20 protein-coding genes and 1 pseudogene are annotated in these 23,997 nt (G+C 65.8%); 14 read left to right on the top strand and 7 right to left on the bottom strand.

What is annotated here, in order from left to right; all coding sequences use genetic code 11:
• Positions 1-70: 70 nt before the first annotated feature.
• From GGQ64_RS06500 to GGQ64_RS06480, 5 genes and pseudogenes are all read right to left on the bottom strand, one after another.
• Positions 71-190, bottom strand: coding sequence for a DUF2958 domain-containing protein (locus GGQ64_RS06500; RefSeq protein WP_246422382.1), 120 nt, complete (start codon positions 188-190; stop codon positions 71-73).
• Positions 187-375, bottom strand: coding sequence for a hypothetical protein (locus GGQ64_RS06495; RefSeq protein ID WP_183800777.1), 189 nt, complete (start codon positions 373-375; stop codon positions 187-189). Before GGQ64_RS06495 ends, GGQ64_RS06500 begins: the two co-directional genes overlap by 4 nt.
• A gap of 156 nt (positions 376-531) precedes the next feature.
• Positions 532-912: pseudogene (locus GGQ64_RS06490) on the bottom strand (terminase large subunit domain-containing protein); the annotation flags it as partial.
• Between the two features lie 538 nt (positions 913-1,450).
• Positions 1,451-2,014 (bottom strand): hypothetical protein, encoded by a 564-nt coding sequence (locus tag GGQ64_RS06485; RefSeq protein ID WP_183800774.1) that lies wholly within the window; start codon positions 2,012-2,014, stop codon positions 1,451-1,453.
• 445 nt (positions 2,015-2,459) lie between these two features.
• Positions 2,460-3,230 (bottom strand): DUF1828 domain-containing protein, encoded by a 771-nt coding sequence (locus GGQ64_RS06480; protein ID WP_183800772.1) that lies wholly within the window; start codon positions 3,228-3,230, stop codon positions 2,460-2,462.
• Between the two features lie 634 nt (positions 3,231-3,864).
• Here GGQ64_RS06480 and GGQ64_RS06475 point away from each other — a divergent pair.
• From GGQ64_RS06475 to GGQ64_RS06455, 5 genes are all read left to right on the top strand, one after another.
• Positions 3,865-4,251 (top strand): MmcQ/YjbR family DNA-binding protein, encoded by a 387-nt coding sequence (locus GGQ64_RS06475; protein WP_183800769.1) that lies wholly within the window; start codon positions 3,865-3,867, stop codon positions 4,249-4,251.
• A gap of 206 nt (positions 4,252-4,457) precedes the next feature.
• A complete protein-coding gene (locus GGQ64_RS06470; protein WP_183800767.1) occupies positions 4,458-5,774 on the top strand; it encodes a UDP-glucose dehydrogenase family protein in 1,317 nt (438 codons plus the stop codon).
• A gap of 2 nt (positions 5,775-5,776) precedes the next feature.
• Positions 5,777-6,808 carry an NAD-dependent epimerase/dehydratase family protein gene (locus GGQ64_RS06465; protein WP_183800764.1) on the top strand — a complete coding sequence of 344 codons (1,032 nt, stop codon included), beginning with the start codon at positions 5,777-5,779 and terminating at the stop codon, positions 6,806-6,808.
• A gap of 326 nt (positions 6,809-7,134) precedes the next feature.
• The gene (locus tag GGQ64_RS06460) at positions 7,135-8,862 is read left to right on the top strand and encodes an adenylate/guanylate cyclase domain-containing protein (RefSeq protein WP_246422379.1); all 1,728 of its coding nucleotides are present in this window, start codon (positions 7,135-7,137) and stop codon (positions 8,860-8,862) included.
• 151 nt (positions 8,863-9,013) lie between these two features.
• Positions 9,014-9,472 (top strand): hypothetical protein, encoded by a 459-nt coding sequence (locus GGQ64_RS06455; RefSeq protein ID WP_183800762.1) that lies wholly within the window; start codon positions 9,014-9,016, stop codon positions 9,470-9,472.
• A 268-nt stretch (positions 9,473-9,740) separates the two neighbouring features.
• On the opposite strand, the gene GGQ64_RS06450 is transcribed toward GGQ64_RS06455, so the two are convergent.
• Together GGQ64_RS06450 and GGQ64_RS06445 are read right to left on the bottom strand one after the other, a co-directional pair.
• The gene (locus tag GGQ64_RS06450) at positions 9,741-10,223 is read right to left on the bottom strand and encodes a class I SAM-dependent methyltransferase (protein ID WP_183800759.1); all 483 of its coding nucleotides are present in this window, start codon (positions 10,221-10,223) and stop codon (positions 9,741-9,743) included.
• A gap of 25 nt (positions 10,224-10,248) precedes the next feature.
• Positions 10,249-11,559, bottom strand: coding sequence for a nucleotide sugar dehydrogenase (locus tag GGQ64_RS06445; protein ID WP_183800756.1), 1,311 nt, complete (start codon positions 11,557-11,559; stop codon positions 10,249-10,251).
• Positions 11,560-11,830: 271 nt separating this feature from the next.
• On the opposite strand from GGQ64_RS06445, the gene GGQ64_RS06440 reads away from it, so the two are divergent.
• The 9 genes from GGQ64_RS06440 (at position 11,831) to GGQ64_RS06400 (ending at position 23,973) form a co-directional block, all read left to right on the top strand.
• Complete coding sequence (locus tag GGQ64_RS06440) at positions 11,831-13,189, top strand: adenylate/guanylate cyclase domain-containing protein (RefSeq protein ID WP_183800753.1); 1,359 nt, start codon at positions 11,831-11,833, stop codon at positions 13,187-13,189.
• Between the two features lies 1 nt (position 13,190).
• The gene (locus GGQ64_RS06435) at positions 13,191-14,123 is read left to right on the top strand and encodes a polysaccharide lyase family 20 protein (protein WP_183800750.1); all 933 of its coding nucleotides are present in this window, start codon (positions 13,191-13,193) and stop codon (positions 14,121-14,123) included.
• Between the two features lie 146 nt (positions 14,124-14,269).
• A complete protein-coding gene (locus GGQ64_RS06430; RefSeq protein WP_183800747.1) occupies positions 14,270-16,162 on the top strand; it encodes an ABC transporter ATP-binding protein in 1,893 nt (630 codons plus the stop codon).
• Positions 16,159-18,081, top strand: a complete 1,923-nt coding sequence (locus GGQ64_RS06425) for an ABC transporter substrate-binding protein (protein ID WP_183800743.1) — start codon at positions 16,159-16,161, stop codon at positions 18,079-18,081. The genes GGQ64_RS06430 and GGQ64_RS06425 overlap by 4 nt, the downstream gene beginning before the upstream one ends.
• 3 nt (positions 18,082-18,084) lie before the next feature.
• Complete coding sequence (locus GGQ64_RS06420) at positions 18,085-19,083, top strand: ABC transporter permease (RefSeq protein ID WP_183800740.1); 999 nt, start codon at positions 18,085-18,087, stop codon at positions 19,081-19,083.
• A complete protein-coding gene (locus tag GGQ64_RS06415) occupies positions 19,080-20,255 on the top strand; it encodes an ABC transporter permease (RefSeq protein ID WP_183800737.1) in 1,176 nt (391 codons plus the stop codon). The genes GGQ64_RS06420 and GGQ64_RS06415 overlap by 4 nt, the downstream gene beginning before the upstream one ends.
• Before the next feature lie 70 nt (positions 20,256-20,325).
• Positions 20,326-21,531 carry a glycosyltransferase family protein gene (locus tag GGQ64_RS06410; protein WP_183800734.1) on the top strand — a complete coding sequence of 402 codons (1,206 nt, stop codon included), beginning with the start codon at positions 20,326-20,328 and terminating at the stop codon, positions 21,529-21,531.
• Between the two features lie 7 nt (positions 21,532-21,538).
• The gene (locus GGQ64_RS06405; RefSeq protein ID WP_183800731.1) at positions 21,539-22,783 is read left to right on the top strand and encodes a glycosyltransferase; all 1,245 of its coding nucleotides are present in this window, start codon (positions 21,539-21,541) and stop codon (positions 22,781-22,783) included.
• Positions 22,783-23,973, top strand: a complete 1,191-nt coding sequence (locus GGQ64_RS06400; RefSeq protein ID WP_183800957.1) for a glycosyltransferase family protein — start codon at positions 22,783-22,785, stop codon at positions 23,971-23,973. Before GGQ64_RS06405 ends, GGQ64_RS06400 begins: the two co-directional genes overlap by 1 nt.
• Positions 23,974-23,997: the final 24 nt, after the last annotated feature.

Raw genomic sequence — 23,997 nt, 5'->3', positions numbered from 1 at the left:
CCGTCGCTCACCGCGTTGGGGGAAGGTTCACATGGCTCAATTCTCAATGGAAATTATGCGCCTAACCGGCTCAGTTCTGCGCGGAAACCAACAGTGTGAACCATTTGACGACCGGGATATGATCGGCATCACGATCTCGGTTGTTCAGGATCAGTTTCGCGCGGAGTTCCGGGGTCAGCAGAATGTTCATGCTGCAACCTCGACGGAAGCCATGCCACGGACTTCAATTTGATATCGACGTTCATTGAGACGCCGCCAAGCAGACCAAGCAGCAGCAGTCGGCCAAGTACGGTCAAATACTTCTCCATCGAAAACTCCCCAGACCCGAAAACCGTGTTTCACGTCTGTCTTTGTGTGCTCAACCATTGCAAGCATCATTATCTCCTTGTTCCTATCACAAGTTGAAAACTAAAGCCTGCTTCCTGAATTGCGAGCAAAGACTGCTCACATTACCAACTCTTTTCATTTGGGCTAATTTGCTGTTTATGCAGCGCTTTTTAGGTTGACGCGCTCACTAACAATGCTACGGTGCAACTCGTCACACCAGGCGAGATGGAACTGCGGCCCGCGCAGGCTCTCGGGGTCCTCCGAAGAGAAGATCTGCGCGATCGTCCCATTCGGCCAGACGAGCCGTCGCCGCGAGGCCTCGAATTCCGGGCGCTCCCGGCGGGCGATCCGGCAGATGCCGGAAACGCCGTCGATCATCACCTCGCGCGCATCGCCCAGCGTCTCGGCCACCAGCGCGATCCGCAGCTTCGCCGTCCTGCGGGCCACCTCATGCACCCATTCGGCACCGGCCCGCGTCTTTCCCGATCCGCGGCCACCCATCAGCAGCCACACCCGCCAGTCGCCCTTCGGCGCCTCCTGCGCCGGATGGCGCTCCAGCGCCCAGAGCCGGAACGACCGGCCCAGCCGCTCGCTACCAATCTCTCGCCCGTCGAAATCCAGCACGGCTCCACCGCCGGCCGGGCCCGCCGCCAGAGAAGGTGGCTCCGCAGCGGATGCCACGGCGTGACCGTCCGAAGCCAAACCATCGCGATCGCCGTCCAATCCGGCCACCGCCGTAGCGGCAACTCCCCTTCGCCCCGCCTGCGGGGAGAAGGTGCCGGCAGGCGGATGAGGGGCAGCCGAGCCCTCAGCAAGAGCAGGTGGCACACCGAATACCGTGGTCGGGCGACCATCGAAGGCAATAGCGTGACCATCGCAGGCCAAGCCATCCCGATCGCCATCGAACCCGACAGCCATCGTCACCGACCGGCCATCGCCGCCCGCCCCGTCCCGCGCACCGCCTGTGTCCCGCCGCCCGATCTGCCGCTCCAGCGCATCCACGCATCCCAACGCATCCGCAACGGCGGCCTCACGCCTTGCACGGCTCCGGTCCGCGTCTTTCGCCATCCGGTCGGCCGCCTTCTGCAATCCGCGCTCGATCTTGTCTGCCAGCCGCCGCCTCTTACGGGCCGTTCCTGCCGTCGCCGCCATCGCCCACGGCCCCGCAGTCGGCCGCCCGCCGCGCGCTCGCTTCATATTCCGCCTTCCATCGCTCGAGATAGGCCTGTGCCTTCGCCTCCACCCGCCGGTCGAACTCGGCGACCACCGCCTCGAAGTCGGCGGCCTCGCAGGCCAACTCGGCTGCGTCGCGCCGCTCGCTCAGGATGGTGCGCTGCAGGCTGTCGATCTTCTCCAGCGTGCGCACGATCAGCGACACCGCCTCGATCGCGGCCTTGGCGTCGGCCTGGCCGAGCTTGCGCTCGGCATCGCCCTCGGCCTCCGCCGCCACCTGCTCGGCCGAGCGGCGCTGGCCCTGGAAGCGCTGGAAGCGCTCGCGCAGTTCCTTCGTCATCTGGGACAGCATCGCCTGCATGTCGTCGAGCGGATCGCCGCCCGTCTCCGACTTCAAGTCGAGCACGAGAGCCGCCGTCTCCGTCGCGTCGCCCCGGCCGCAGGCGGCCAGTCCGTCATAGGCGGGCTCCGCCACCCCGAACAGCCGCAGGTCGGCCTCGTCGAATTCACGCATGGGAAGCTCCGCATGAAAAAGGCGCCGCGATCCGAACCGGACGGGCGCCTTGCGTCTCAATGTTTCGATCTGTGTCTCTGGTCTCTCGCCAGCAACCGGGTCGGCAACCAGGCCTCAAAACCGGGACCTGTCGGCCAGCGGGCGGATATCGCCGCTTGAGGGTTCCGGCATCGTCCGCACCGACCGTTCCACCGCTTAAAGTGAAACCGTCCGTGTCACGCGAACGCCTTTTTGCCTGCGCGTTTCCCGACGGCGATCTCGCTTCCACCGGGACTGGCCGCAGCAACCGGACATTTGGGGGATCTCTCCGCCCGCACTTTTCCGACCGTAGCAAGACCCTACCAAACCACCGTCACGCCGTCAAGGATTATTTTCCTAAAATCAGTGCCCGATACCCGGCGGCTGCAATGAGTCCATTGCCGATACCGCCAAACCTTGTTGCGCATCATCTGTTCCCAATCGCCTCGCGCACGATACGTGCCACGGCTGCATCTTCATCTTGTCTGAAGACCGGAACAGTTGTCAGCCGGTTAGTCGCGCGCCTCCGCAACTCGACTGGAACGGAATTATCCTGCTCTAGCAATGCAATAACCGATATGTCCTGCTTAACCTCATAGGCTGCTGTCTGATGCAGGAAGATTGCATCATGCACACGGCCGGGTGAGTTACCAAAGAAAATCGCGACGGGAGGTCGATCCTCTGCTTCTACGATCATGTCGGGCTTCACCTCCGACAGGCGAGCATTAATTGCCTCGCCTTCTCGAATTTGGGCACGATTCCCTACCTCCATGCGTATCGCTTCGGCAGCATCCTCGCGAAATGTAGAAATGACCTTCTCTTGGGTCAGGAGGAGGAAATCATTCATCCTGATCATGACACTCACAAAACTCAATGCGCGGCTTGCAACTTCGTAAACTGGAAACGGGTTCGTTTTGATCGTGGCCTCTTCGGCATCGAAGTATGCATCGACGCCAGCTAAGAGGCTGTCCAACGCCCTTCGGCGCGTTTCAGTCTCGAAATCAACTCCGGCGCCTTCAAGAAGCGGTATTGTGGCACCATCGTCCTCGAGGCGGTAACGACCATCGTCGGCTTGAAGAACATAGAATGAGATGCGGTCGCCGTCGTCACGCCTAAACACGGTTCCGACCGCCAAACCTGCTGGAACTTCGGTAACCGTTATGTCGTCGCAAAACGCTCTGCAGAGGTCAGCCTTCATAGCTCGCCGTCCCTCTTGTCGATTCCAAAGACCTTTACTGCGCAATTAAACGCGGAAGTAGGCGAAAGAGCGGTTCTTCCGAACTTAAATTCGGTACGCCTATGTTTACTCCCACTTTTGGGCAGACGAATAGCTCCAAAACGATTTGTCCAGACGTTGATCGTATCGAGGCCATCGCAGCGGGCATGACAGTGCCAGCCAGGTTCCGATGCATGGAATTCATAGTCGCAAAGGACCGTCGTCTCTCCTGCCGAGGTAACTCCGAAGGATGCCCTGAATATCTGTTTAGCTTCGTTGAGTAAGATCAACACGCGGCACTCATTTCCGAGCGCCGAGAACGTGATTACCTGCCAGTGGTAGAGAGGACCCCACTTGTAGAATTTTGACTTGGCCTTGCGTGACGGCCATTGGGCACGGGGTATCTCCCCTTGCTTCCAACCCCCGGACTTAACCGAGGATTTCTTCGCTCCTATCAAAGCCCTCAGATCCATAGCCTCGTCTTAGCATTGAAATGCTAACGAAGTACACAACTAGGCTTATTCTCCTATCTGGATAAAACCCGCTTTTCACCGCACCTACCGTCTGTAGTGCTCCATATTCTTCCGGCCCGCCCCGTTCCATGCTACCTTCAATCATGACATCCGAAGACCTCGTCCAGATGGCGCTGGCCATGCCCGGCGCGGAGGAAAGTGCCCATTTCGGCAAGCGCGACTTCCGGGTGGGCGGGCGCATCTTCCTCGCCCTGCCGGAGCCCGGGCGCGCCGTCATCAAGCTGACGCGCGGCCAGCAGGCCATGCTGTCGGAGACCGAGCCGGGGCTCTGCTCCGCCGTGCCCGGCGGCTGGGGCCACAAGGGCTGGACCTCGGTCTATTTCGCCGCAGCCGAGGCCGATACGGTCCACCACATGGTCGAGATCGCCTGGGGCAACGTGGCGCCCCGCACCGATCCTACGCCGTGTTCCGCAACGCCCCCCGCGACCAAAACGGGGGCAGGCGCGCGCAGGAAAGGCACGACGCATTGAAAATGTCCGCCTTGCCCCGGCCGGTGCTGTCTGGCCCTGGCCGGCGCTGTCTGACCGTGGCAACGTTTGGCGAACAACCTCCCGCCTCTTTAAAAAATGACTTTCTTTCTGTCGCCGGATGAATAGAAGTTCGATCCGAACCGCCGGATCGCCGGTATTTTCTTTCGACCGCTGCTTGCGGAACCAGACCAGACGATGGAACTCACATGCGGATAGTGATGATTGGCGCCGGCTATGTCGGCCTTGTTTCGGGCGTTTGCTTTGCAGACTTCGGCCATGACGTCGTGTGCGTCGACAACGTGGCCGAGAAGATCGAGGCGCTGCGCAACGGCGACATCCCGATCTTCGAGCCGGGCCTGCAGGAACTGGTCAAGTCCAACACCGAGGCCGGCCGGCTGAACTTCACCACCGATCTCGAGCAGGCGGTCGCCTGGGCGGACGTCGTCTTCATCGCCGTCGGCACGCCGTCGCGCCGCGGCGACGGCCATGCCGACCTCACCTATGTCTATGCCGCCGCGCGCCAGATCGCCAAGGCCATCGACGGCTACACCGTCGTCGTCACCAAGTCGACCGTCCCGGTCGGCACCGGCGACGAGGTCGAAGCGATCATCCGCGAGGCCAATCCGGACGCCGATTTCTCGGTCGTCTCCAATCCGGAATTTTTGCGCGAGGGTGCGGCGATCGGCGACTTCAAGCGTCCCGACCGCATCGTCGTCGGCACCGACGAACCGCGCGCCATCGAGGTCATGACCGAGGTCTACCGCCCGCTGCACCTGAACGAAGGCCCGCTGTTCTTCTGCGAGCGCCGCACCTCGGAACTGATCAAGTACGCCGCCAACGCCTTCCTCGCCATGAAGATCACCTTCATCAACGAGATCGCCGATCTCTGCGAACGTCTGGGCGCCGACGTGCAGAAGGTCGCCAAGGGCATCGGCTACGACAAGCGCATCGGCGACAAGTTCCTGCATGCCGGCCCCGGCTACGGCGGCTCGTGCTTCCCCAAGGACACGCTGGCGCTGGTCAAGACCGCATCCGACGCCGACAGCCCGATGCGGCTGATCGAGACCACCGTCGCCATCAACGACAACCGCAAGCGCGCCATGGCCCGCAAGGTCATCACCGCCTGCGGCGGCTCGGTGCGCGGCAAGAAGATTGCCGTCCTCGGCCTGACTTTCAAGCCCAACACCGACGACCTGCGCGACGCCCCGGCGCTGACCATCATCCAGGCCCTGCAGGACCATGGCGCGACGATCTCGGCCTTCGATCCCGAGGGCATGGACGGCGCCCGCGCGCTGCTGAAAGATGTCGAGTTCGGCCCGGACCCCTATGCGATCGCCGCCGGTGCCGAGGCGATCGTGCTCGTCACCGAATGGGACGAGTTCCGCGCGCTCGACTTCCGCAAGCTGCACGCCACCATGAAGGCGCCCAACATGATCGACCTGCGTAACGTCTACCCGCCGCAGGAAGCACGCCGTTACGGCTTCGAATATGTCGGCATCGGCCGGAGCGGCGACAGGACCTGAGGATGAGATACTTCATTACCGGCGCGGCCGGCTTCATCGGCTTCCACCTTGCCCGGCGCCTGCTGGAGGAAGGTCACGAGGTCGTCGGCCTTGACGGTATGACCCCCTATTACGACGTCTCGCTGAAGGAAGCGCGCAACGCCGGGCTGGTCCAGTTCCCGGCCTACCGCTTCCACAAGGTGATGCTGGAGGACCAGTCCGGCGTCCGACGCGCGCTCGAAAGCGCCGCGCCCGACGTCATCGTGCACCTGGCCGCCCAGGCCGGCGTGCGCTACAGCCTCGAGGAGCCGAAGTCCTACGTCGAGTCCAACATCCTCGGCACCTGGAACCTCCTGGAGGCGGCGCGGTCGGTCGATGCCCGCCACCTCATGCTCGCCTCCTCCTCCTCGGTCTACGGCGCCAGCGAGACGATCCCCTTCCGCGAAAACGACCGGACCGACGAGCCGCTGACGATCTACGGCGCCAGCAAGAAGGCGATGGAGGTCATGGCGCACAGCTATGCCCATCTCTACGGCCTGCCGACCACCACCTTCCGCTTCTTCACCGTCTACGGCTCCTGGGGCCGGCCGGACATGGCGCTGTTCAAGTTCACCCGCGCCATCCTCGAAGGCCGCGAGATCGAGCTCTACGGCGAAGGCCGGATGAGCCGCGACTTCACCTATGTCGAGGATCTCGTCGAGGCCATGCTGAAGCTGTCGGCCATCGCACCCTCTGAGGACAACCGGGTGGCTGCGCCCACAGGCCTCGACACGCTCTCCCGCCAGGCCCCGTTCCGCATCGTCAACATCGGCGGCGGCAACCCGGTCGGGCTGACCGATTTCGTCTCCACGCTCGAAGATGCGCTCGGCCGGAAGGCGAAGACGAAGCTCCTGCCGATGCAGCCGGGCGAGGCGCCGCGCACCTTCGCCAGCCCTGACCTCCTGCTCGCGCTCACCGGCTACAAGCCCTCGACCCCGCTCGCCGCCGGCGTGAAGGACTTCGTCGACTGGTACGGCGATTTCTATCGCCCGGGCACCCGCGCCGCGCGCTCCTGACGCCGGACCGCGAGGCCCGCGATCGGGCGGCTCCTCCCTGAAATGGCCCTTGCGACCGCACGGGGGCTTTCACTCCCGGACGCCGGCCCCCACCGATGTGCCGGGGCGTAAACCTGTGCTCCAGCCTGCCGCGGGCGCCATCGGAGCGCACGGCCACGGCCGGGCCGTCTTCCCCCTGTGGCGCAACAGGCGACACAGCGTCAACATTCCGCCGCCTTCCGCATCCCGTCCCCGCGCGCTATCTCCTTGTTGTCGCAGGACGGATCGCCTGTAGAATTGACAGACGTCAACAACCGTCGCCAACCGGACAGGAACCCCGACAGATCATGCATCAGGCCATCGCGGCGCTCTCCTCCGAACGGTTTCTGCAGAAGCTCAGGCTCGGCGCCGGGCTCGTCATGCTGACCTTCGTGGCCATGCACCTGGTCAATCATGCGTTGCTGCTCGTCTCGCTCGACACCGCCGAGCGCGTCAGCCGCCTGTTCGCGCTTTTCTGGCGCAATCCGGCCGGCACGCTCCTCCTCTACGGCGCGCTCGTCGTCCATGTGGTGCTGGTGCTGCGCTCGCTTTACCGGCGGCGCACGCTGCGCATGCCGGCGCGCGAGGCGGTGCAGACGGCCTTAGGCCTGCTGATTCCCCTCCTCATCATCGAGCATGCAGTGCCGGCACGCCTGTCGCAGCCGCTTTACGGCATCGTCGTCGACTACCGCATGGTCGTGCGCAGCCTGTGGGTGGTCAATCCGCTGCAGGGTTTCCGGCAGTCGGTCGCGCTGCTGGTGATCTGGACGCACGGCTGCGTCGGCGTCTATTTCTGGCTGCGCTTCCGCAGCTGGTATGCGAGCGCCTCGCCCTATCTCTTCGCCGTGGCGATCCTCGTTCCGGTGCTGGCGCTGCTTGGCTTTGCCGATACCGGGCGCATGCTCGCCCACATGGCCGAGACCGCCCCGCAGATGGACCCGGCGCAGGCGGAGGCGCTCAGCACGGTGCGGCCGCCGATCGACCAGGCCACTGTCGCCGAGGGCCTCGGCCGCATCAAGCTGTCGCTCTACCTCGTCTTCCTCGGCGCCATCGCGCTCGTCCTGGTCCTCCGGCACATGCGAACGCTCGCCGAGCGGGCGTCGCAGATCACCATCCGCTATTCCAACGGCGCGCTCGTCCATGCCCGCCGCGGCCTCAGCGTGCTCGAGGCCAGCCGCCAGGCCGGCGTGCCCCACTACTCCGTCTGCGGCGGCAAGGGCCGCTGCTCGACCTGTCGCGTACGCATCCTCGACAGCGCCGCGCCCCTGCCCCCGCCGGGCTCGATCGAGGCGGCCACGCTCGCCCGCGTCCATGCCGACGAACACGTCCGGCTCGGCTGCCAGCTGCATCCGGAAGGCGATGTCAGCGTGGCGCTGCTGATGGCGCCGAACCCGGCTGCGAGCCTGCCCGTCGCCACCGAGCCCGTTCGGCCCGGCCGCGAGGAGGAGATCGCCGTCCTCTTCTGCGACCTGCGCAACTTCACCGATCTGTCGGAGGCCCGCCTGCCCTACGACGTGGTCTTTCTGCTCAACCGCTATTTCGCCATCGTCGGCCAGGCGGTCGAGCAGGCCGGCGGGCGGCTCGACAAGTTCATCGGCGACGGCGCCATGGCGCTGTTCGGGCTGGGGGCGGACCGCGACCAGGCCGCCCGCCAGGCGCTCGCCGCCGCAGCCGCGATCGTGCGCGACATCGCCCATCTGAACGCCGAACTGGGGAACGACTTCTCCGTCCGCCTCAGGATCGCCGTCGGCGTCCATGCCGGCCCGAGCGTCGTCGGCATGATGGGCTACGGCACGACCAAGAGCCTGACCGCCGTCGGCGACACCGTCAACGTCGCAAGCCGGCTGGAGACGACCGCCAAGGAGCACGACGTCGCCATCGCCGTCTCCGAGCGTGCGCTCGCCCAGTCCGGCCTCGAGACCGACGGTCTCCGCCACAGCGAGGTCGCGATCCGCGGCCGCACCGCGCCGCTCCGCGTCTACCTGGTCACCGACGACGAGAGCCGCCGCTTCGCCCTGGAGACGGAAAAGGCGTGAGGCGTCGCAGCCGCCGGCAGGCGACGGTTGCCACGCCGATGGCACGCCCAAAGATTTCACTTGTCGGCGGCCCTCGCCTGTACGCGGCCACACTTCTGTGGTCTTTGCCTGTCGATTTCGATGATGAGGTACCTGCATGATTCGCCCGAAAATGCTTCTTCTTCCCATGATCGGACTGCTCGGTCTTTCGCTTTCCGGCTGCGAGACGTCCGGCTATTCCGGCGGCTACTCCGGCGGCAGCTACTACGAGCGGGACCGGCCGCGCTACCGTGTGGTGGAGCCGCGCTACGACCGCAACCGTTCCTGGGACGGCAGATACGACCGCGGCGACAGCCGCTACGATCAGCGGATATCCGACCGCGAAAGGAACCGGGATCGCGAGAGGGACAGAGATCGGGACCGGGACAGGGACAACAGCCGCGACAGGGATCGGGACCGCGACAACAATCGCAACGATAGCCGCAACAGGGACCGCGACCGCCAGCAGACCGACAGCGGGCGTCCGGGACGCAACACCGCGCAGCCCGATCGCCGACCGCAGTCGCGCGACACCGACCGCAACAACCGCCCGTCCCAGCGCGCCTGCGAGCGCGACAACAGCTGCAGATAGGGTGAATGGCCGGGGAAAATCGCCCATGGCAAGTCCCCCTCTGCCCTGCCGGGCAAGTCGCACATGGCAAGTCCCCCTCTGGCCTGCCGGCCATCTCCCCCACAAGAGGGGAGAAAAATCGAGGTGCCCGCCTGCCCCATGGGGCCTCGGCGAAGCGTCCGGGTTAAGCCCTCCCCCTTGTGGGGAGGGTTGGGGAGGGGTCTTCACTTGATCGAGAGTGCGATGGGCGACCGAAAGCGTGACTCTGCGCGCAGTCGTCCCCGCCTCCTCACACCTTCCGATACAGGAAATACCGGTCCTTCGGCACGCTGTCCGGGACTTCCATCGGCTGCAGCGTCGGCTCGTCCAGCGGCAGGCCGCTGGCGGCGATGCCGCCTTTGGCGAGCATGCCGGAGACCATCTGCGGCAGCCAGGTCAGCGTGACCTCGTCCTTTTCCGGATAGCCCGTGCCGATGTCGGCATGCACCAGGGCCGCAGTCCCGGTCCGGAAGGCCCCGCCGGTTTCGCAGATCTCGCCCAGCACCAGGTCGGCCGCATCGGGAACGGAGGAGGCATGCGCGCCCATGGTCCGGTCGAAGGCGACGATGCGGCGGCCGGCGAAGCGTTCACGCATGTGGTCGAAGGTGCGGCCGTTGCCGAGTCCGATTTCCATGACCGGGCCGTCCGCCGGCAGCTCCAGCCGGTCGCAGATGTGGTTGAGAATGTCCCGCTGGGCCGTCAGGCGGCGGATGAAGCTGTCGAGACGGCTCATGGTTTCCCTTTGCTTTTCTGTAGCCCTACGCCTTGACGATGGTGTCGTCATCGATGCCGCGGCGGGCAAAGGCGTTGCGGGTATCGACCACCAGCGGCGCCCAGCGGGCGAGCGCGCCGTAGTCGACCGCATCGTGGTCCGTCGAGATCAGCACAGCGTCGTAGCCGCGCACGGTCTCCTCGTCGAGCGGCACCGACCGGCGACCCTTGAGCGCCATGTATTCGCGCGTGCGCGGCACTTCGGCCACATGGGGATCGTGGTAGTCCACCGTCCCCTTCCGCTCCAGGATCAGCTCGATCAGCTTCAGCGACGGGCTTTCGCGGATGTCGGGCACGTTCTTCTTGTAGGCGAGCCCGATCACCAGCACGCGCGCACGGCTCAACGCCTTGCCGAGCCGGATGTCGAGCGCTTCGGCCAGCCGCCCCACCACATGGCGCGGCATCGAGGCGTTGATTTCGCCGGCGAGTTCGATGAAGCGGGTCGGCAGTTCGAACTCGCGCGATTTCCAGGTCAGGTAGAAGGGATCGATCGGGATGCAATGGCCGCCGAGCCCAGGCCCCGGATAGAACGGCATGTAGCCGAACGGTTTCGTCTTTGCCGCCTCGACCACCTCCCAGATGTCGATGCCCATCGCATCGTAGAGCACCTTCAATTCGTTGACGAGGGCGATGTTGACGGCGCGGAAGACGTTCTCCGTCAGCTTCACCGCTTCCGCCGTGGCGTTGGAGGAAACCGGCACGACGGCCTTGACCACGGCGCCGTAGAACGCCTGCATCAGCGCGGAGGCCGCCTCGCCCGCGCCGGCCACGACCTTCGGGATGGTCGCGGTCTCGAAGTCACGGTTGCCGGGGTCTTCCCGCTCCGGCGAGAAGCCCAGGAAAAAATCCTCGCCCGAACGCAGCCCGCCGCGCTCGAGGATCGGCCGCACCAGCTCGTCCGTCGTCCCCGGCCAGGTGGTCGATTCCAGCACCACCAGCTGCCCCGGCCGCAGCGTCCCGGCAATTGCCTCGGCGGTCCTGACCACGTAGGACATGTCCGGCTCGCGGTGCTTCGTCAAAGGCGTCGGCACGCAGATCACGATCACGTCACAGGAAGCAAGTGCCGCAAAATCCGTGGTCGAGTGGAACCGGCCCGCCTCGCTCTCCGCCTTCAGCGCGGCATCCGGCACCGCGTCGATATAGGAGCTGTGGGCGTCGAGGGCGGTGATCTTCGCCGGGTCGATGTCGAAGCCGGTGACGTCAAATCCGTTTCGCGCAATCGTGATCGCCAGCGGCAGGCCCACGTAGCCGAGCCCGATGACGCCGGCGCGGGCGCGCTTTCCGGCAATCGCCGCCATTAGGCTTTCGGCGGAAGAAGGAAGCAAGGTCAATGCGTTGTACCCTTTCGGTCAAGACTGGGACAATTGGGCGCAAATCAGCGCGACGTCAAGGCGAGGCGGGCCGCCGGATGCCTGCCTTCGCCCGTCCGGCCGGCACAAATCTTCGGCGCGACTTCTGGTTTTGCCACAGTCGCTTGCCTATATCTGGCGCTCCGGGACGCGTTCGTCTGTTCGACCGCGCGGCGCCCTTCGAGCGAAGCGAACGGCTTCATACCGATAAGGACAAAAGATGAACACGCGCCCCGCCGACGTTTCCAACATTCTTCTCGACCGGGTTTCATCCTGGCTGAAGACGGCAGCACTCGGCGGCGAGAGCCTGGAATACATCATCTCCGGCTTCTGCGAGCGGCTTGCCGCCGCCGGCCTGCCGCTGGTGCGCGTCCACCTGAGCTTTTCCATGCTGCACCCGCTCTACGACGCGCTCGGCTTCACCTGGATGCGGGGAGAGGGCGTGACGATCGAGGGCTTCCGGGCGGACGGCGAGAACGAGGAACCCTCGCGCTTCCTGCTCAGCCCCTATTACTACCTGCTCAACAACAGCCTCGACCACCTGCGCCGCCGCATCGATCCGAAGACCCCCTCCGAGTTCCCCATTTTCGACGACCTGAAGAAGATCGGCGCCACCGACTACCTCGCCTTCGTCCAGTCCTTCGGGGAATCGCCCGGCCAGGGCATGGTCGGCTCGTGGTCGACCGATGCGGCCGGCGGCTTCAGCGAAACCGTGGTCGAGGCGCTCTTGAAGGTCCAGAACAGCCTCGCGGTCGCAGCCAAGATGGCCGTGCTCGGCAAGCTCGCCGACAACATGCTGCTGACCTATCTCGGCGGCAATGCCGGGCGGCGCGTGCTGTCGGGCCAGATCCGGCGCGGCGACGGCGAGACCATCCGCGCCGCCCTCGTCATGGCCGACATGCGCCAGTCGACCGTGCTGGCGGAAAAGGAGGGCCGGCAGGCCTATATCGACACGCTCAACGACTTCTTCGACGCCATCGCCACGCCCTTCAACCGCAACGGCGGCGAGATCCTCTCCTTCATCGGCGACGGCTTCCTGGCCGTCTATCCGTGCGGCCGGCACCGGGAGCCCTCACAGGTTGCCGCCCAGAGCGCCATGGCTGCCGTCCGCCACGCCACCATGCGAATGGACGAGCTCAACGCCCGCCGCAACAAGCAGGGTCTGGCCGACATCCGCTACGGCATCGGCCTGCACGTCGGCAACGTCATGTTCGGCAATGTGGGCTTGCGGGACCGGCTGACCTTCTCCGCCTTCGGCTCGGCCGTCAACGAGGTGCAGCGGCTGCAGGGGCTGACGAAGAAGTATTCGAAGCCGATCGTCGCCAGCCAGACCTTCGCCACCTACTCCGGCGGCGACTGGGTCACGCTCGGCGAGGAGAAGCTGCGCGGCGTCCGCCAGAAGCTGACCGTGCTCCTGCCCGGCCAGGCCAATCTCCAGCTCGACCAGGCCGAGGCGCTCGACGGCGAGGACCGCGACGGACGCTCGGAAGCCGAGCAGGTCATGCTGCTCTATCGCGATGCCCGCGCCAACCCGGACCACCGGCCGCGCATCCCGCTGCTGTCGCGCGGGATCAACTGACATGGCCGGCGGCTCTGCGCGAGGACGCGAGGCCGCCGCGAAACCCGCCTTCGAGGCGGCGTTGGTCGACGGCTTCGAGGGCGACGACTTCTCTCCTGCAGGCGGCCTCTATTTTCGCCGCAACGCCGAGCAGCGGGCCGGCTTCTACGCGTTCCAGCACGAGGTGACCCGCGGCAGCGCCGGCGCGCTGAAGCTCGGCGTGCGCCCGATCCTCAGCGCCGGGGGCGGCAGCGAGCGGGCGGAGGTCTGGGAGCGCACCGATCTCCGGGTCCCCTATGAGCGCGCCGTGTGGTACGGCTTCTCGGTGCGGTTCGGCGAGCCGATACCGCAGGCCGACCACCGCCACCTGATCGCGCAGTGGAAGCGCGAGATCGGCCCTTCCGCGCGCGGCGACTACAGTCCTTTCCTGGCGCTCCGCCTCGTGCGCGGCCGCCTGTTCGCTACGGTGGAGACGACGCTGCGCGCCACCGATCTCGCCATCACCGACACCATCACGGGGACGCCGGCCTGGCTGCGTCGGGATGCGGGCCAGGTGCGGGCGCTGGTCGCGACCGACGACGGCTGGAACGATGAGGACGGCTCCCGGTTCGGCGCGCGCACCGCCCGCGTCGTCGTGATCGACCGCGGCAGCCCCCTGCCTGCGCCCGGCAGCGGCTGGATCGACTTTGCCGTGATGACCCGGCCGGGGCTTTCCGGCAGCGGCCACGTCGAGCTCTTCGCCAACGACCGTTGGGTCGCGACGGTGCGCGGCGACATCGGCCATGACGATCCGGGGCTCGGCGCCCACCAGTATTTCAAGTTCGGCCCCTACCGCTCCGCCGCCCCCGGCGAATGGACGCTCTACTTCGACAACTTCCGTCGCTCGATGCGCGTAGAAGATGTGCTGGGACCGCAGGCGCTTGCCGCCTACCGCGCCGCAGGCACGCCGGGCTGACCGGCAACCGCCTGATTTTGAAGAAATTCCTTAACCGCGCCGGCGCCGGCTTTGCGATGCCAAAGACCATGGACAGGCCGCAGACGCTCGGCTAGTGTGCCTGCGATCGGGACAGGCACATTTAGTAACCGAAGGAAACTCCGGACATGATCTCAGGGGCAGATCTGTTACGGATAGAAGATCTCAGCATCTCGTTTGCAATGCTCGGGGGCCAGATCGACGCCGTGAAGAAGGCGAACCTGCGGGTGCTTCCCGGCAGGGTGACGGCGCTCGTCGGCGAAAGCGGCTCGGGCAAGTCCGTCATCAGCCAGTCGATCATGCGCATCCTGCCGAAAGTGGCCTCGGCCAGCGGCAGGATCCTCTTCAACGATCCGCTGACGGGTACCGAGACCGACATCCTGCGGCTTTCGCAGGACGGGCCGGACATCCGCGCCATCCGCGGCCGTCGCATCGGCAAGATCTTCCAGGAGCCGATGACCTCGCTGTCGCCGCTGCACACGATCGGCGACCAGGTGAGCGAGGTGCTCACCATCCACGAGGACATGTCCAGGGACGAGCGCTACGAGCGCACGATCGAGATGCTGCGCATGGTCGGCTTCGCCAAGCCCGAGCGCGCCTTCCGGATGTATCCCTTCGAGCTTTCGGGCGGTATGCGCCAGCGGGCGATGATCGCGCTGGCGCTGATCTGCCGGCCGGCGCTTCTGATCGCCGACGAGCCGACGACCGCGCTCGACGTCACCATCCAGGCGCAGATCCTGCGGCTCCTGAAGGACCTGCAGCAGGAATTCAACATGGCGATGCTGCTGATCACGCACGATCTCGGCGTCGTCGCCAACGTCGCCGACGAGGTCGTGGTGATCTACCACGGCGAGGTCATGGAGGCCGGCCCGGTGGAGGACATCTTCCGCCGCCCCGGCCACCCCTACCTCAAGGGCCTGATGGCGGCCGTGCCGCATTTCGACATGAAGCCCGGCGAGCGCCTGAAGGCGCTGCGCGAGGTGCCGGTCAATGCCTCGCATCTCCTCGGTGTCTCGGAGGAGCGGCAGAAGGAGCCGGGGCCGGACATCCTGCTCTCGGTCCGCGACGTCACCAAGTCCTACAAGATCCGCAAGTCCGGATTCTTCCGCCGCCCGGACGAGGCGCCGGTGCGCGCGGTCGACGGCGTCAGCTTCGACATCCGCCGCGGCGAATGCCTGGGGCTCGTCGGCGAGAGCGGCTGCGGCAAGACCACCGTCAGCAAGATGCTGATGCGGGCGGTGACGCCGGATTCCGGCTCGATCGTCTTCCACGACCGCAACGGGCCGGTGGACGTGCTCGAAGCCGAAGGGGACCAACTGCAGAAGCTGCGCGGCAAGATCCAGATGGTGTTCCAGGATCCGGTCTCGTCGCTGTCGCCGCGCATGACGGTGCAGAACATCCTCTCCGAGCCGCTGGAGATCCACAAGCGCGGGACGCCGAAGTCGCGGCTGGAGACGGTGAGCGCGCTGATGGAGGTGATCGGGCTGAACCGCCGCTACCTCAACCGCTATCCGCATTCGTTCTCCGGCGGGCAGCGCCAGAGGATCGGGATTGCCAGGGCGCTGGCGCTCGGGCCGGAGCTTCTGATCTGCGACGAGCCGGTCTCGGCACTCGACGTGTCGGTGCAGGCGCAGATCCTCAACCTGTTGAAGGACCTGCAGAAGGACCTCGGCTTGACCTACCTGTTCATTTCGCACAATCTGGCGGTCGTCGATTATATGGCCGACCGGATCGCGGTCATGTGCGCAGGACGGATCGTCGAACTCGCACCGCGTGAAATCCTCATGCGGGCGCCCGTTCACCCCTACACGAAATCGCTCCTGGCCGCCGTGCCCTTCCCGGACCTCGACCGGCCGCTGGATTTTTCGACGCTCAAGACGGCGAATGCCAGCGACATGCGGAACTGGTCCGCTCCGTTCCGCCAGGACGACGACGGACACGGCCTGGCTACCGCCGATCTCGGCGAGGGCCATCTCGTGCTCGCCCGTAGCAACGCGGATGTGAGAGAGCTACGCCCGTGATCACGCGTCGAACCGCCCTCGGCATGCTTGCCGCCACCTGCCTTCCCGCCTCGCTGGCCCCCTCGCCGGCCCGGGCTACCCTGGCCCTGCAGGAACCGGAGTACTTCAAGGAAAAGCTTGCCGACGGCACGCTGCCGGCGATGGCCGAGCGGCTGCCCAAGGTGCCGCGCGTCGTCAACCTCGCCGCCATGGGCCGCAAGCCCGGCCAATACGGCGGCATGGTGCGGACGATCATCGGCGGGCAGAAGGACATCCGGCTGATGACGATCAACGGCTATGCGCGGCTCGTCGGCTTCGACGAACATCTCGTGCTGCAGCCGGACATCCTGGAAAGCTTCGAACAGACGGGAAACCGCGTCTATACCTTCAAGCTGCGCGAGGGCCATCGCTGGTCGGACGGCCACCCCTTCACCGTCGACGACTTCGTCTACTACTGGGAGGACGTCCTCAACAACAAGGAGATGCGTCCGCGCGGCCTGCCGCTCGATCTGCTCTCGGCGAGAAAGCCGCCGCGTTTCGAGGTCGTCGATCCGCTGACCGTGCGCTATTCCTGGGACAATCCCAACCCGGAATTCCTGCTGAAGCTCGCCTCGCCGCAGCCGCTGACGCTGGCACTGCCGGCCCACTACATGAAGCAGTTCCATCCGAAGTACGCCGATCCCGAGACGCTGGCGAAGCTCGTCAAGAAAGAGGATACCGACGACTGGACGGGCCTGCACATCAACCGTTCGCGCACCTATCGGCCGGAGAACCCGGAGCTTCCCACGCTCGATCCGTGGCGCAACCTGATCGCGCCGCCGGCCGAACAGTTCATCTTCGAGCGCAACCCGTTCTTCCACAGGGTCGACGAGACCGGCCAGCAACTGCCCTACATGGACAAGATCGTGCTGAACGTCTCGGCCTCGGGCATCATCCCCGCCAAGGCCGGCGCCGGCGAGGCCGACCTGCAGTCCGCCGGCCTCGACTTCGCCGACTACACCTTCCTGAAGGACGCCGAGCATCGCTATCCGATCACGGTCAACCTCTGGGAGCACACGCAGGGCTCGCGCATCGCGCTCCTGCCCAATCTGAATTGCGGCGACAAGGTCTGGCGCGGGCTCTTCCGCGACGTGCGCTTCCGCCGGGCGCTGTCGGTGGCGATCGACCGGGAGGAAATCAACAAGGCGAGCTTCTTCGGGTTGGCCCGCGAAAGCGCCGACACGATCCTGCCGCAGAGCCCGCTGTTCAAGCCTGAGTACCAGCACGCCTGGGCGCAGTTCGATCCCGACCTTGCCGATAAGCTGCTGGACGAGGCGGGCCTGACCGGCCGGCGCAGCGACGGCGTGCGGCTTCTGCCGGACGGACGGGCCGCCAGCCTCATCGTCGAATCCGCCGGCGAGAGCACGCTGGAGACCGACGTGCTCGAACTCGTCACCGACCACTGGCGGCAGGTCGGGCTGGCGCTGCACGTGCGCACCTCGCAGCGCGATGTCTTCCGCAGCCGGGCGCTGGGCGGCGAGATCATGATCTCGGTGCAGCAGGGAATCGACAACGGCATTCCGACCCCCGACATGTCTCCCTCGGCGCTGGCACCGACCGGCGACGAGCAGCTGCAGTGGCCGGTCTGGGGCCTGCACTACCTCTCGGACCGGCAGAAGGGCGAGGCGCCGGACCTGCCGGAGGCTGCGGAGCTGGTGAAGCTGATGCGGCAATGGAAGGGCTCGACCTCTACAGAGGAGCGGACCGGCATCTGGGGCCAGATGCTGTCGATCTATACCCAGCAGGTCTTCTCGATCGGTATCGTCAACGGCACGCTGCAGCCCGTCGTCCATGCCCGGAGAATGCAGAACGTTCCCAAGGAAGCGCTCTATGGCTTCGATCCCACCGCCTTCCTGGGCGTCTATCTGCCCGACACCTTCTGGTTCGACAGGAGCGCCTGATCGATGCTGAGATACATCCTCTGGCGCATCGCCGTCATGGTGCCGACGATGCTTTTGATCTCCATGCTCGTCTTCACCATCATCGAGCTGCCGCCCGGTGACTACTTCGAGAGCTACGTGGCGGAACTGCGCGCCATGGGCGAAGAGGCCGACATGGAGGAAATCGAGGCGCTGCGCGAGCGCTACGGCTTCGACCAGCCGGCGCCGATCCGCTACCTGCACTGGGTCGGCGGCATGCTGCACGGGGACTTCGGCTACTCGTTCGAATACCAGCTGCCCGTGTCCGACGTGGTGGGCGACCGATTGTGGCTGACGGTGCTCGTCTCCTTCGTCACCATTCTCGTCACCTGGATCATCGCTTTCCCGATCGGCATCTATTCGGCCACCCACCAGTATAGCTGGGGCGACTACGGCCTGACCTTCCTCGGCCTGCTCGGGCTCGCGGTGCCGAACTTCATCCTCGCGCTGATCCTGATGTACTTCGCCAACATCTGGTTCGGCACGTCGATCGGCCACCTGATGGACCAGCAGTACCTGAACGAGCCGATGAGCTGGGCAAAGGCCAGGTCGATCCTCGAACATCTGTGGATCCCCGTCATCATCATCGGCACCGCGGGCACGGCGGGCATGGTGCGGCGGCTGCGGGCCAACCTGCTCGACGAGTTGCAGAAGCAATACGTGGTGACGGCACGAGCCAAGGGCATGAACCCGTTCCGGGCGCTCGTCAAATATCCGCTGCGCATGTCGCTGAACTTCTTCATCTCCGACATCGGCTCGATCCTGCCGCAGATCATCTCCGGCGCCGAGATCACCGCGATCGTGCTGTCGCTCGAAACCACCGGGCCGATGCTGATCAAGGCGCTGCAGAGCCAGGACATGTATCTTGCGGGCTCGTTCCTGATGTTCCTCGCCTTCCTCACCGTCATCGGCGTGCTCGTGTCCGACATAGCACTCGCCTTCCTCGATCCGCGAATCCGGCTGCAGGGCGGGAGCACCAAATGACGGCCCCCCTTCCCCCGCCCGGCGCGCCGCTGCAGCACTACGTCTCGACCGCCCCCTTCGATCCCTATTCGGTGGAGGCGATGACCGCCGGCCAGGCGAAGGTCTACCAGGCCTCGCAGCTGCGGCTGATGTGGTGGAAGTTCAAGAAGCACAGGATCGCGCTGATCTCCGGCATCTTCCTGCTGGCGGCCTATCTTGCGATCGTGGTCGCCGAGTTCCTGGCGCCCTACAACCTGCACACCCGCAACATGGACTTCATCCATGCGCCGCCGCAGCGCGTGCGGATGTTCCACGACGGCCAACTGGTCGGGCCGTTCGTCTACGGGCGGACGATGGAGCTCGACATGGAGACGCTGCGCCGGGTCTACAGCGACAATACCGCCGACGTGCAGCGGCTGCGCTTCTTCTGCTCGGGCGACCCCTATAAATTCTGGGGATTGTGGGAGGCGAGCTTCCACCTCGTCTGCCCGGCGAAGGACGGCCAGTTCTTCGCGCTCGGCACCGACCGGCTCGGCCGCGACGTGCTGTCGCGCATCATCTACGGCGCGCGGATCTCACTCACCATCGGCCTGATCGGCATCGCCGTCAGCTTCACGCTCGGCATTGTCATCGGCGGCCTTGCCGGTTATCACGGCGGCTATCTCGACCTCATGGTGCAGCGCGTCATCGAGGTATTGCAATCGATACCCAGCATTCCGCTGTGGATGGCGCTCGCGGCGATCATGCCGGTGAGCTGGAGTCCCATTCTGGTCTACCTCGGCATCACAGTCATACTCGGTCTGCTCGACTGGACGGGGCTCGCGCGCGCCGTCCGCTCCAAGCTGCTTGCCTTGCGCGAGGAGGATTACGTGCTGGCCGCGCAGCTGATGGGGGCGAAGAGCAGCCGCATCATCGGCCGCCATCTCGTCCCCGGCTTCATGTCGCACCTGATCGCCAGCGCCACCATTTCCATCCCCGGGATGATCCTCGGCGAGACCGCGCTGAGCTTCCTCGGGCTCGGTCTCAGGCCCCCGATCACGAGCTGGGGCATCCTGCTCACGGAAGCGCGAAGCGTCAGTGTGATCGCTTTTTACCCCTGGCTCTTGTATCCGATGATACCCGTCATACTTGTCATCCTGGCCTTCAACTTCCTCGGGGACGGGTTGCGCGACGCCGCCGACCCTTACAAGTGACGAGAAAATATGCCATGGATATCGGTATTGGAGAGTTCGGTCGTTTGACCCGTACGAAGAGCAATGTGCGATGACGCGACGGCTGGAAGACGCCCGAATTCTGATGTACAGCCATGACACGTTCGGTCTTGGCCACCTCCGACGCTGCCGCGCGATCGCGCATTCGCTCGTCGAGGACTTCCGCGGGCTCAACATCCTCATCATCTCCGGATCGCCGATCGCCGGCGCCTTCGACTATCGCGCCCGCGTGGATTTCGTGAAGATTCCGAGCGTCATCAAGCTGCGCAACGGCGAGTACACGTCGATGGAGCAGCACATCGACCTGCAGGAAACGCTGAAGATGCGGCAGGCGAGCATCCGCCACACGGCCGAGAGCTTCCAGCCGGACATCTTCATCGTCGACAAGGAGCCGATGGGGCTGCGCGGCGAGGTCGAGGACACGCTCGCCTACCTGAAGGCCTGCGGCACGACGCTGGTGCTCGGCCTGCGCGACGTCATGGATGCGCCGCACCTGCTCGACGCCGAGTGGCAGCGCAACGACGTCATGCGCAAGATCGCCCGCTACTACGACCGCATCTGGGTCTACGGACCTCCGGACTTCTACGATCCGCTGATCGGGCTCGACGTGCCCTCACAGGTGCGCGGGCGCATGGATTTCGTCGGATTCCTGCAACGCAGCGTCTCGCACGAGCCGGGGCCGGAACACCGGCCCAAGGGCGACTACATCCTGGTGACGACGGGCGGCGGCGGCGACGGCGCCTCGCTGATCCACGACGTCCTGCACGCCTACAAGGAAGACCCGGCCCTGACGCACAAGGCGCTGGTCGTGCTCGGACCCTACATGCCCGGCGACCAGCGCCAGAAGCTTTTGAAGAAGGGCGCGAAGATCCCCTATATCGAGGTGATCGAGTTCGACAACCGGATGGAAGAGCTGATCGCAGGCTCGAAGGCCGTGGTGGCGATGGGCGGCTACAACACCTATTGCGAGATCCTCTCCTTCGACAAGCCGGCGCTGATCGTGCCACGGGTCAATCCGCGCGAGGAGCAACTGATCCGGGCCACCCGCGCCGCCGAGCTGGGGCTGGTCAAGATGTTGTCGTCGGAGGAATCCTGCCAGCCGTCGGTGATGGCAGCGGCGCTGAAGAAGCTTATCCATCGGCCGCCGCCGTCGCAGACATCGCAGGCGCTGAGGCTGGAGGGCCTGCGCAACATCTCACAGATCGTCGGCGATCTGCTGGAGGAGGCCGGCGCGCAGCTGACCGTCGTAAAAGGCTGACATCGCATTGACATCGAACAAGAAAATCGTCGTCGTCCTGAAGGGGTATCCGCGCCTTTCGGAGACCTTCATCGCGCAGGAACTGCTGGGGCTGGAGCGCGCCGGCTTCGACCTGACGCTGATCTCGATGCGGCATCCGACCGACGCCAAGCGCCACCCGGTCCATGACGAGATCAAGGCTCCGGTGCACTATCTTCCCGAATATCTCTACCAGGAGCCGCTGCGGGTCCTGCGCGGGCTTTTCAGGTGCCGCAGGCTCCCCGGATTCGGCGCGGCGCTCAGGGCCTTTCTGAAGGATCTCCGCCGCGATCCGACGCCCAACCGGGTGCGCCGGTTCGGCCAGGCGGCGGTGCTGTGCGCCGAATGGCCCGAGGGTGCGGACTGGCTGCACGCGCATTTCATCCACACGCCCGCATCGGTCGCGCGCTATGCGAGCCTGATGAACGGCATTCCCTGGACCTGCTCGGCGCACGCCAAGGACATCTGGACCTCGCCGGACTGGGAGCTTGCGGGGAAGCTGTCGGATACGCGCTGGACGGTGACCTGCAACCAGACCGGCTTCGACCGGCTGCGCGGGCTCGCCAACGGCAAGAACCACGTCCACCTCTCCTATCACGGGCTCGACCTCGACCGCTTCGGCCCGTTTTCCGGCAGCCATTCGGCGCGCGACGGCTCCGATGCCAATGATCCGGTGAAGATCATCAGCGTCGGCCGCGCGGTGGACAAGAAGGGCTACGACATCCTGCTCAAGGCGCTGACGCTGCTGCCGGCCGATCTTTCCTGGCGCTTCGTCCATATCGGCGGCGGGGCGAACCTGCCGCAACTGAAGGCGCTGGCGGACCGGCTCGGCATCGCCGGGCGGGTCACCTGGCAGGGCGCGACGGACCAGACGGACGTGCTGGAGCTCTACCGCCAGGCCGACCTGTTCGCGCTCGCCTGCCGCATCACCCCCGACGGCGACCGCGACGGGTTGCCGAACGTGCTGGTGGAGGCCTCCAGCCAGCGGCTCGTCTGCGTCTCCACCAATATCTCCGGCATTCCCGAACTGCTGCAGGACGGCGAGAACGGCCTGGTCGTTCCGCCCGAGGACCCGCAGGCGCTGGCGGTCGCGATCGAGCGGCTGATCCGCGACCCGGCGCTGCGGCAGCGGCTCGGCGAGGCCGCCGAACGGCGCGTGCGCTCCGAATTCGACCACCACGTCAGCATCCGCCAGCTGAAGGACCTGTTCGAGAACGAATGGCGAGCCGCCTGATGAACGAGGCCGAAGGCAGGGCGCCGCGCGTCTTCTTCTATGTCCAGCACCTGCTCGGCATCGGCCATCTCGCCCGCGCCAGCCGGATCTCTCAGGCCCTTGCCGACGACGGCTTCGACGTCACCATGGTCACCGGCGGCACGCAGGTCGCGGGCTTTCCCGGCCCCGGCATCCGCCATGTCGCGCTGCCGGCCGTGGTCGCGGGCGACGCCGGCTTTTCCGGCCTCGCCGACCTCGACGGCAACCCGGTCGACGACGCCTTCAAGGCGCGGCGTCGGGAGATGCTGCTTGCCGCCTTCCGGGCGGCGCGGCCCGACGTCGTCGTCATCGAGGCCTTCCCCTTCGGCCGCCGCCAGGTCCGCTTCGAGCTGATCCCGCTGCTGGACGAGATCGCCACCATGGAGACAAGGCCGATCGTGCTCTCCTCCCTGCGCGACATCCTGCAGGAGCGAGCCAAGCCCGGACGCGACGAGGAAAGCGTGGCGCTGGTCCGCGACCGCTTCGATGCCGTCCTCGTCCATGGCGATCCGGGTTTCGCCCGAATCGGCGACAGCTTTCCGCTGGCCGGACAGATCGCGGACAAGGTGATCTATACCGGCCTCGTCGCCGCCCCGCCGCCGCAGCCGGCAGCCGAGCGCTTCGATATCCTCGTCTCGGCCGGCGGCGGCGCCGTCGGCGCGGCGCTGAACGAGGCGGCGATCGCCGCTGCCCGCACGCTGCCCCAGGCACTGCGCTGGTGCGTGATCGCCGGGCCCAACCTGCCGCAGGCGGCCTTCGAGGCCACGGTGGAATCCGCGCCGGAAAACGTCTCGGTCGTGCGCTTCCGCGCCGATTTCCCGAGCCTTTTGACCGCTGCGCGCCTGTCGGTCTCGCAGGCGGGCTACAACACCGTCTGCGACATCCTGCGGGCCGGCTGCCGCGCCGTCTTCGTGCCGTTCACGGCCGGCGGCGAGACGGAACAGACGGCAAGGGCCATGCGGCTGGAAAGACTGGGGCTGGCGGGCGTGGTGGCAGAACGGGCACTGACGCCGCAGAGCCTGACCGCGGCGATCCAGACCGCACTCGACAGTCCGGTTCAACCGGTCCCGCCGCTCGATCTCGACGGTGCTGCAAGGACGGCCACGCTTCTGCGCCGTCTCGTCGCCGGCGCCGAGGTCGGCCGGCTTGCGCGCGAGAGCACCTTGCGCTGAGGCGGCTGCCGGGCCATCCCGCCT

Source organism: Mycoplana azooxidifex, from assembly GCF_014196765.1.
GTDB classification, from domain to species: domain Bacteria; phylum Pseudomonadota; class Alphaproteobacteria; order Rhizobiales; family Rhizobiaceae; genus Mycoplana; species Mycoplana azooxidifex.
The sequence above is the reverse complement of the archived record's forward strand: the minus strand, read 5'-3'. Positions and strand labels throughout refer to the sequence as shown.

Coding starts and splice junctions, on each gene's coding strand:
- GGQ64_RS06450 (WP_183800759.1), bottom strand. CDS start 10,223: ATGAGCCGTCTCGACAGCTTCATCCGCCGCCTGACGGCCCAGCGGGAC.
- GGQ64_RS06485 (WP_183800774.1), bottom strand. CDS start 2,014: ATGCGTGAATTCGACGAGGCCGACCTGCGGCTGTTCGGGGTGGCGGAG.
- GGQ64_RS06400 (WP_183800957.1), top strand. CDS start 22,783: ATGAACGAGGCCGAAGGCAGGGCGCCGCGCGTCTTCTTCTATGTCCAG.
- GGQ64_RS06415 (WP_183800737.1), top strand. CDS start 19,080: ATGACGGCCCCCCTTCCCCCGCCCGGCGCGCCGCTGCAGCACTACGTC.
- GGQ64_RS06430 (WP_183800747.1), top strand. CDS start 14,270: ATGATCTCAGGGGCAGATCTGTTACGGATAGAAGATCTCAGCATCTCG.
- GGQ64_RS06410 (WP_183800734.1), top strand. CDS start 20,326: ATGACGCGACGGCTGGAAGACGCCCGAATTCTGATGTACAGCCATGAC.
- GGQ64_RS06470 (WP_183800767.1), top strand. CDS start 4,458: ATGCGGATAGTGATGATTGGCGCCGGCTATGTCGGCCTTGTTTCGGGC.
- GGQ64_RS06440 (WP_183800753.1), top strand. CDS start 11,831: ATGAACACGCGCCCCGCCGACGTTTCCAACATTCTTCTCGACCGGGTT.
- GGQ64_RS06500 (WP_246422382.1), bottom strand. CDS start 190: ATGAACATTCTGCTGACCCCGGAACTCCGCGCGAAACTGATCCTGAAC.
- GGQ64_RS06475 (WP_183800769.1), top strand. CDS start 3,865: ATGACATCCGAAGACCTCGTCCAGATGGCGCTGGCCATGCCCGGCGCG.
- GGQ64_RS06445 (WP_183800756.1), bottom strand. CDS start 11,559: ATGGCGGCGATTGCCGGAAAGCGCGCCCGCGCCGGCGTCATCGGGCTC.
- GGQ64_RS06435 (WP_183800750.1), top strand. CDS start 13,191: ATGGCCGGCGGCTCTGCGCGAGGACGCGAGGCCGCCGCGAAACCCGCC.
- GGQ64_RS06480 (WP_183800772.1), bottom strand. CDS start 3,230: ATGAAGGCTGACCTCTGCAGAGCGTTTTGCGACGACATAACGGTTACC.
- GGQ64_RS06460 (WP_246422379.1), top strand. CDS start 7,135: ATGCATCAGGCCATCGCGGCGCTCTCCTCCGAACGGTTTCTGCAGAAG.
- GGQ64_RS06455 (WP_183800762.1), top strand. CDS start 9,014: ATGCTTCTTCTTCCCATGATCGGACTGCTCGGTCTTTCGCTTTCCGGC.
- GGQ64_RS06495 (WP_183800777.1), bottom strand. CDS start 375: ATGCTTGCAATGGTTGAGCACACAAAGACAGACGTGAAACACGGTTTT.
- GGQ64_RS06465 (WP_183800764.1), top strand. CDS start 5,777: ATGAGATACTTCATTACCGGCGCGGCCGGCTTCATCGGCTTCCACCTT.
- GGQ64_RS06420 (WP_183800740.1), top strand. CDS start 18,085: ATGCTGAGATACATCCTCTGGCGCATCGCCGTCATGGTGCCGACGATG.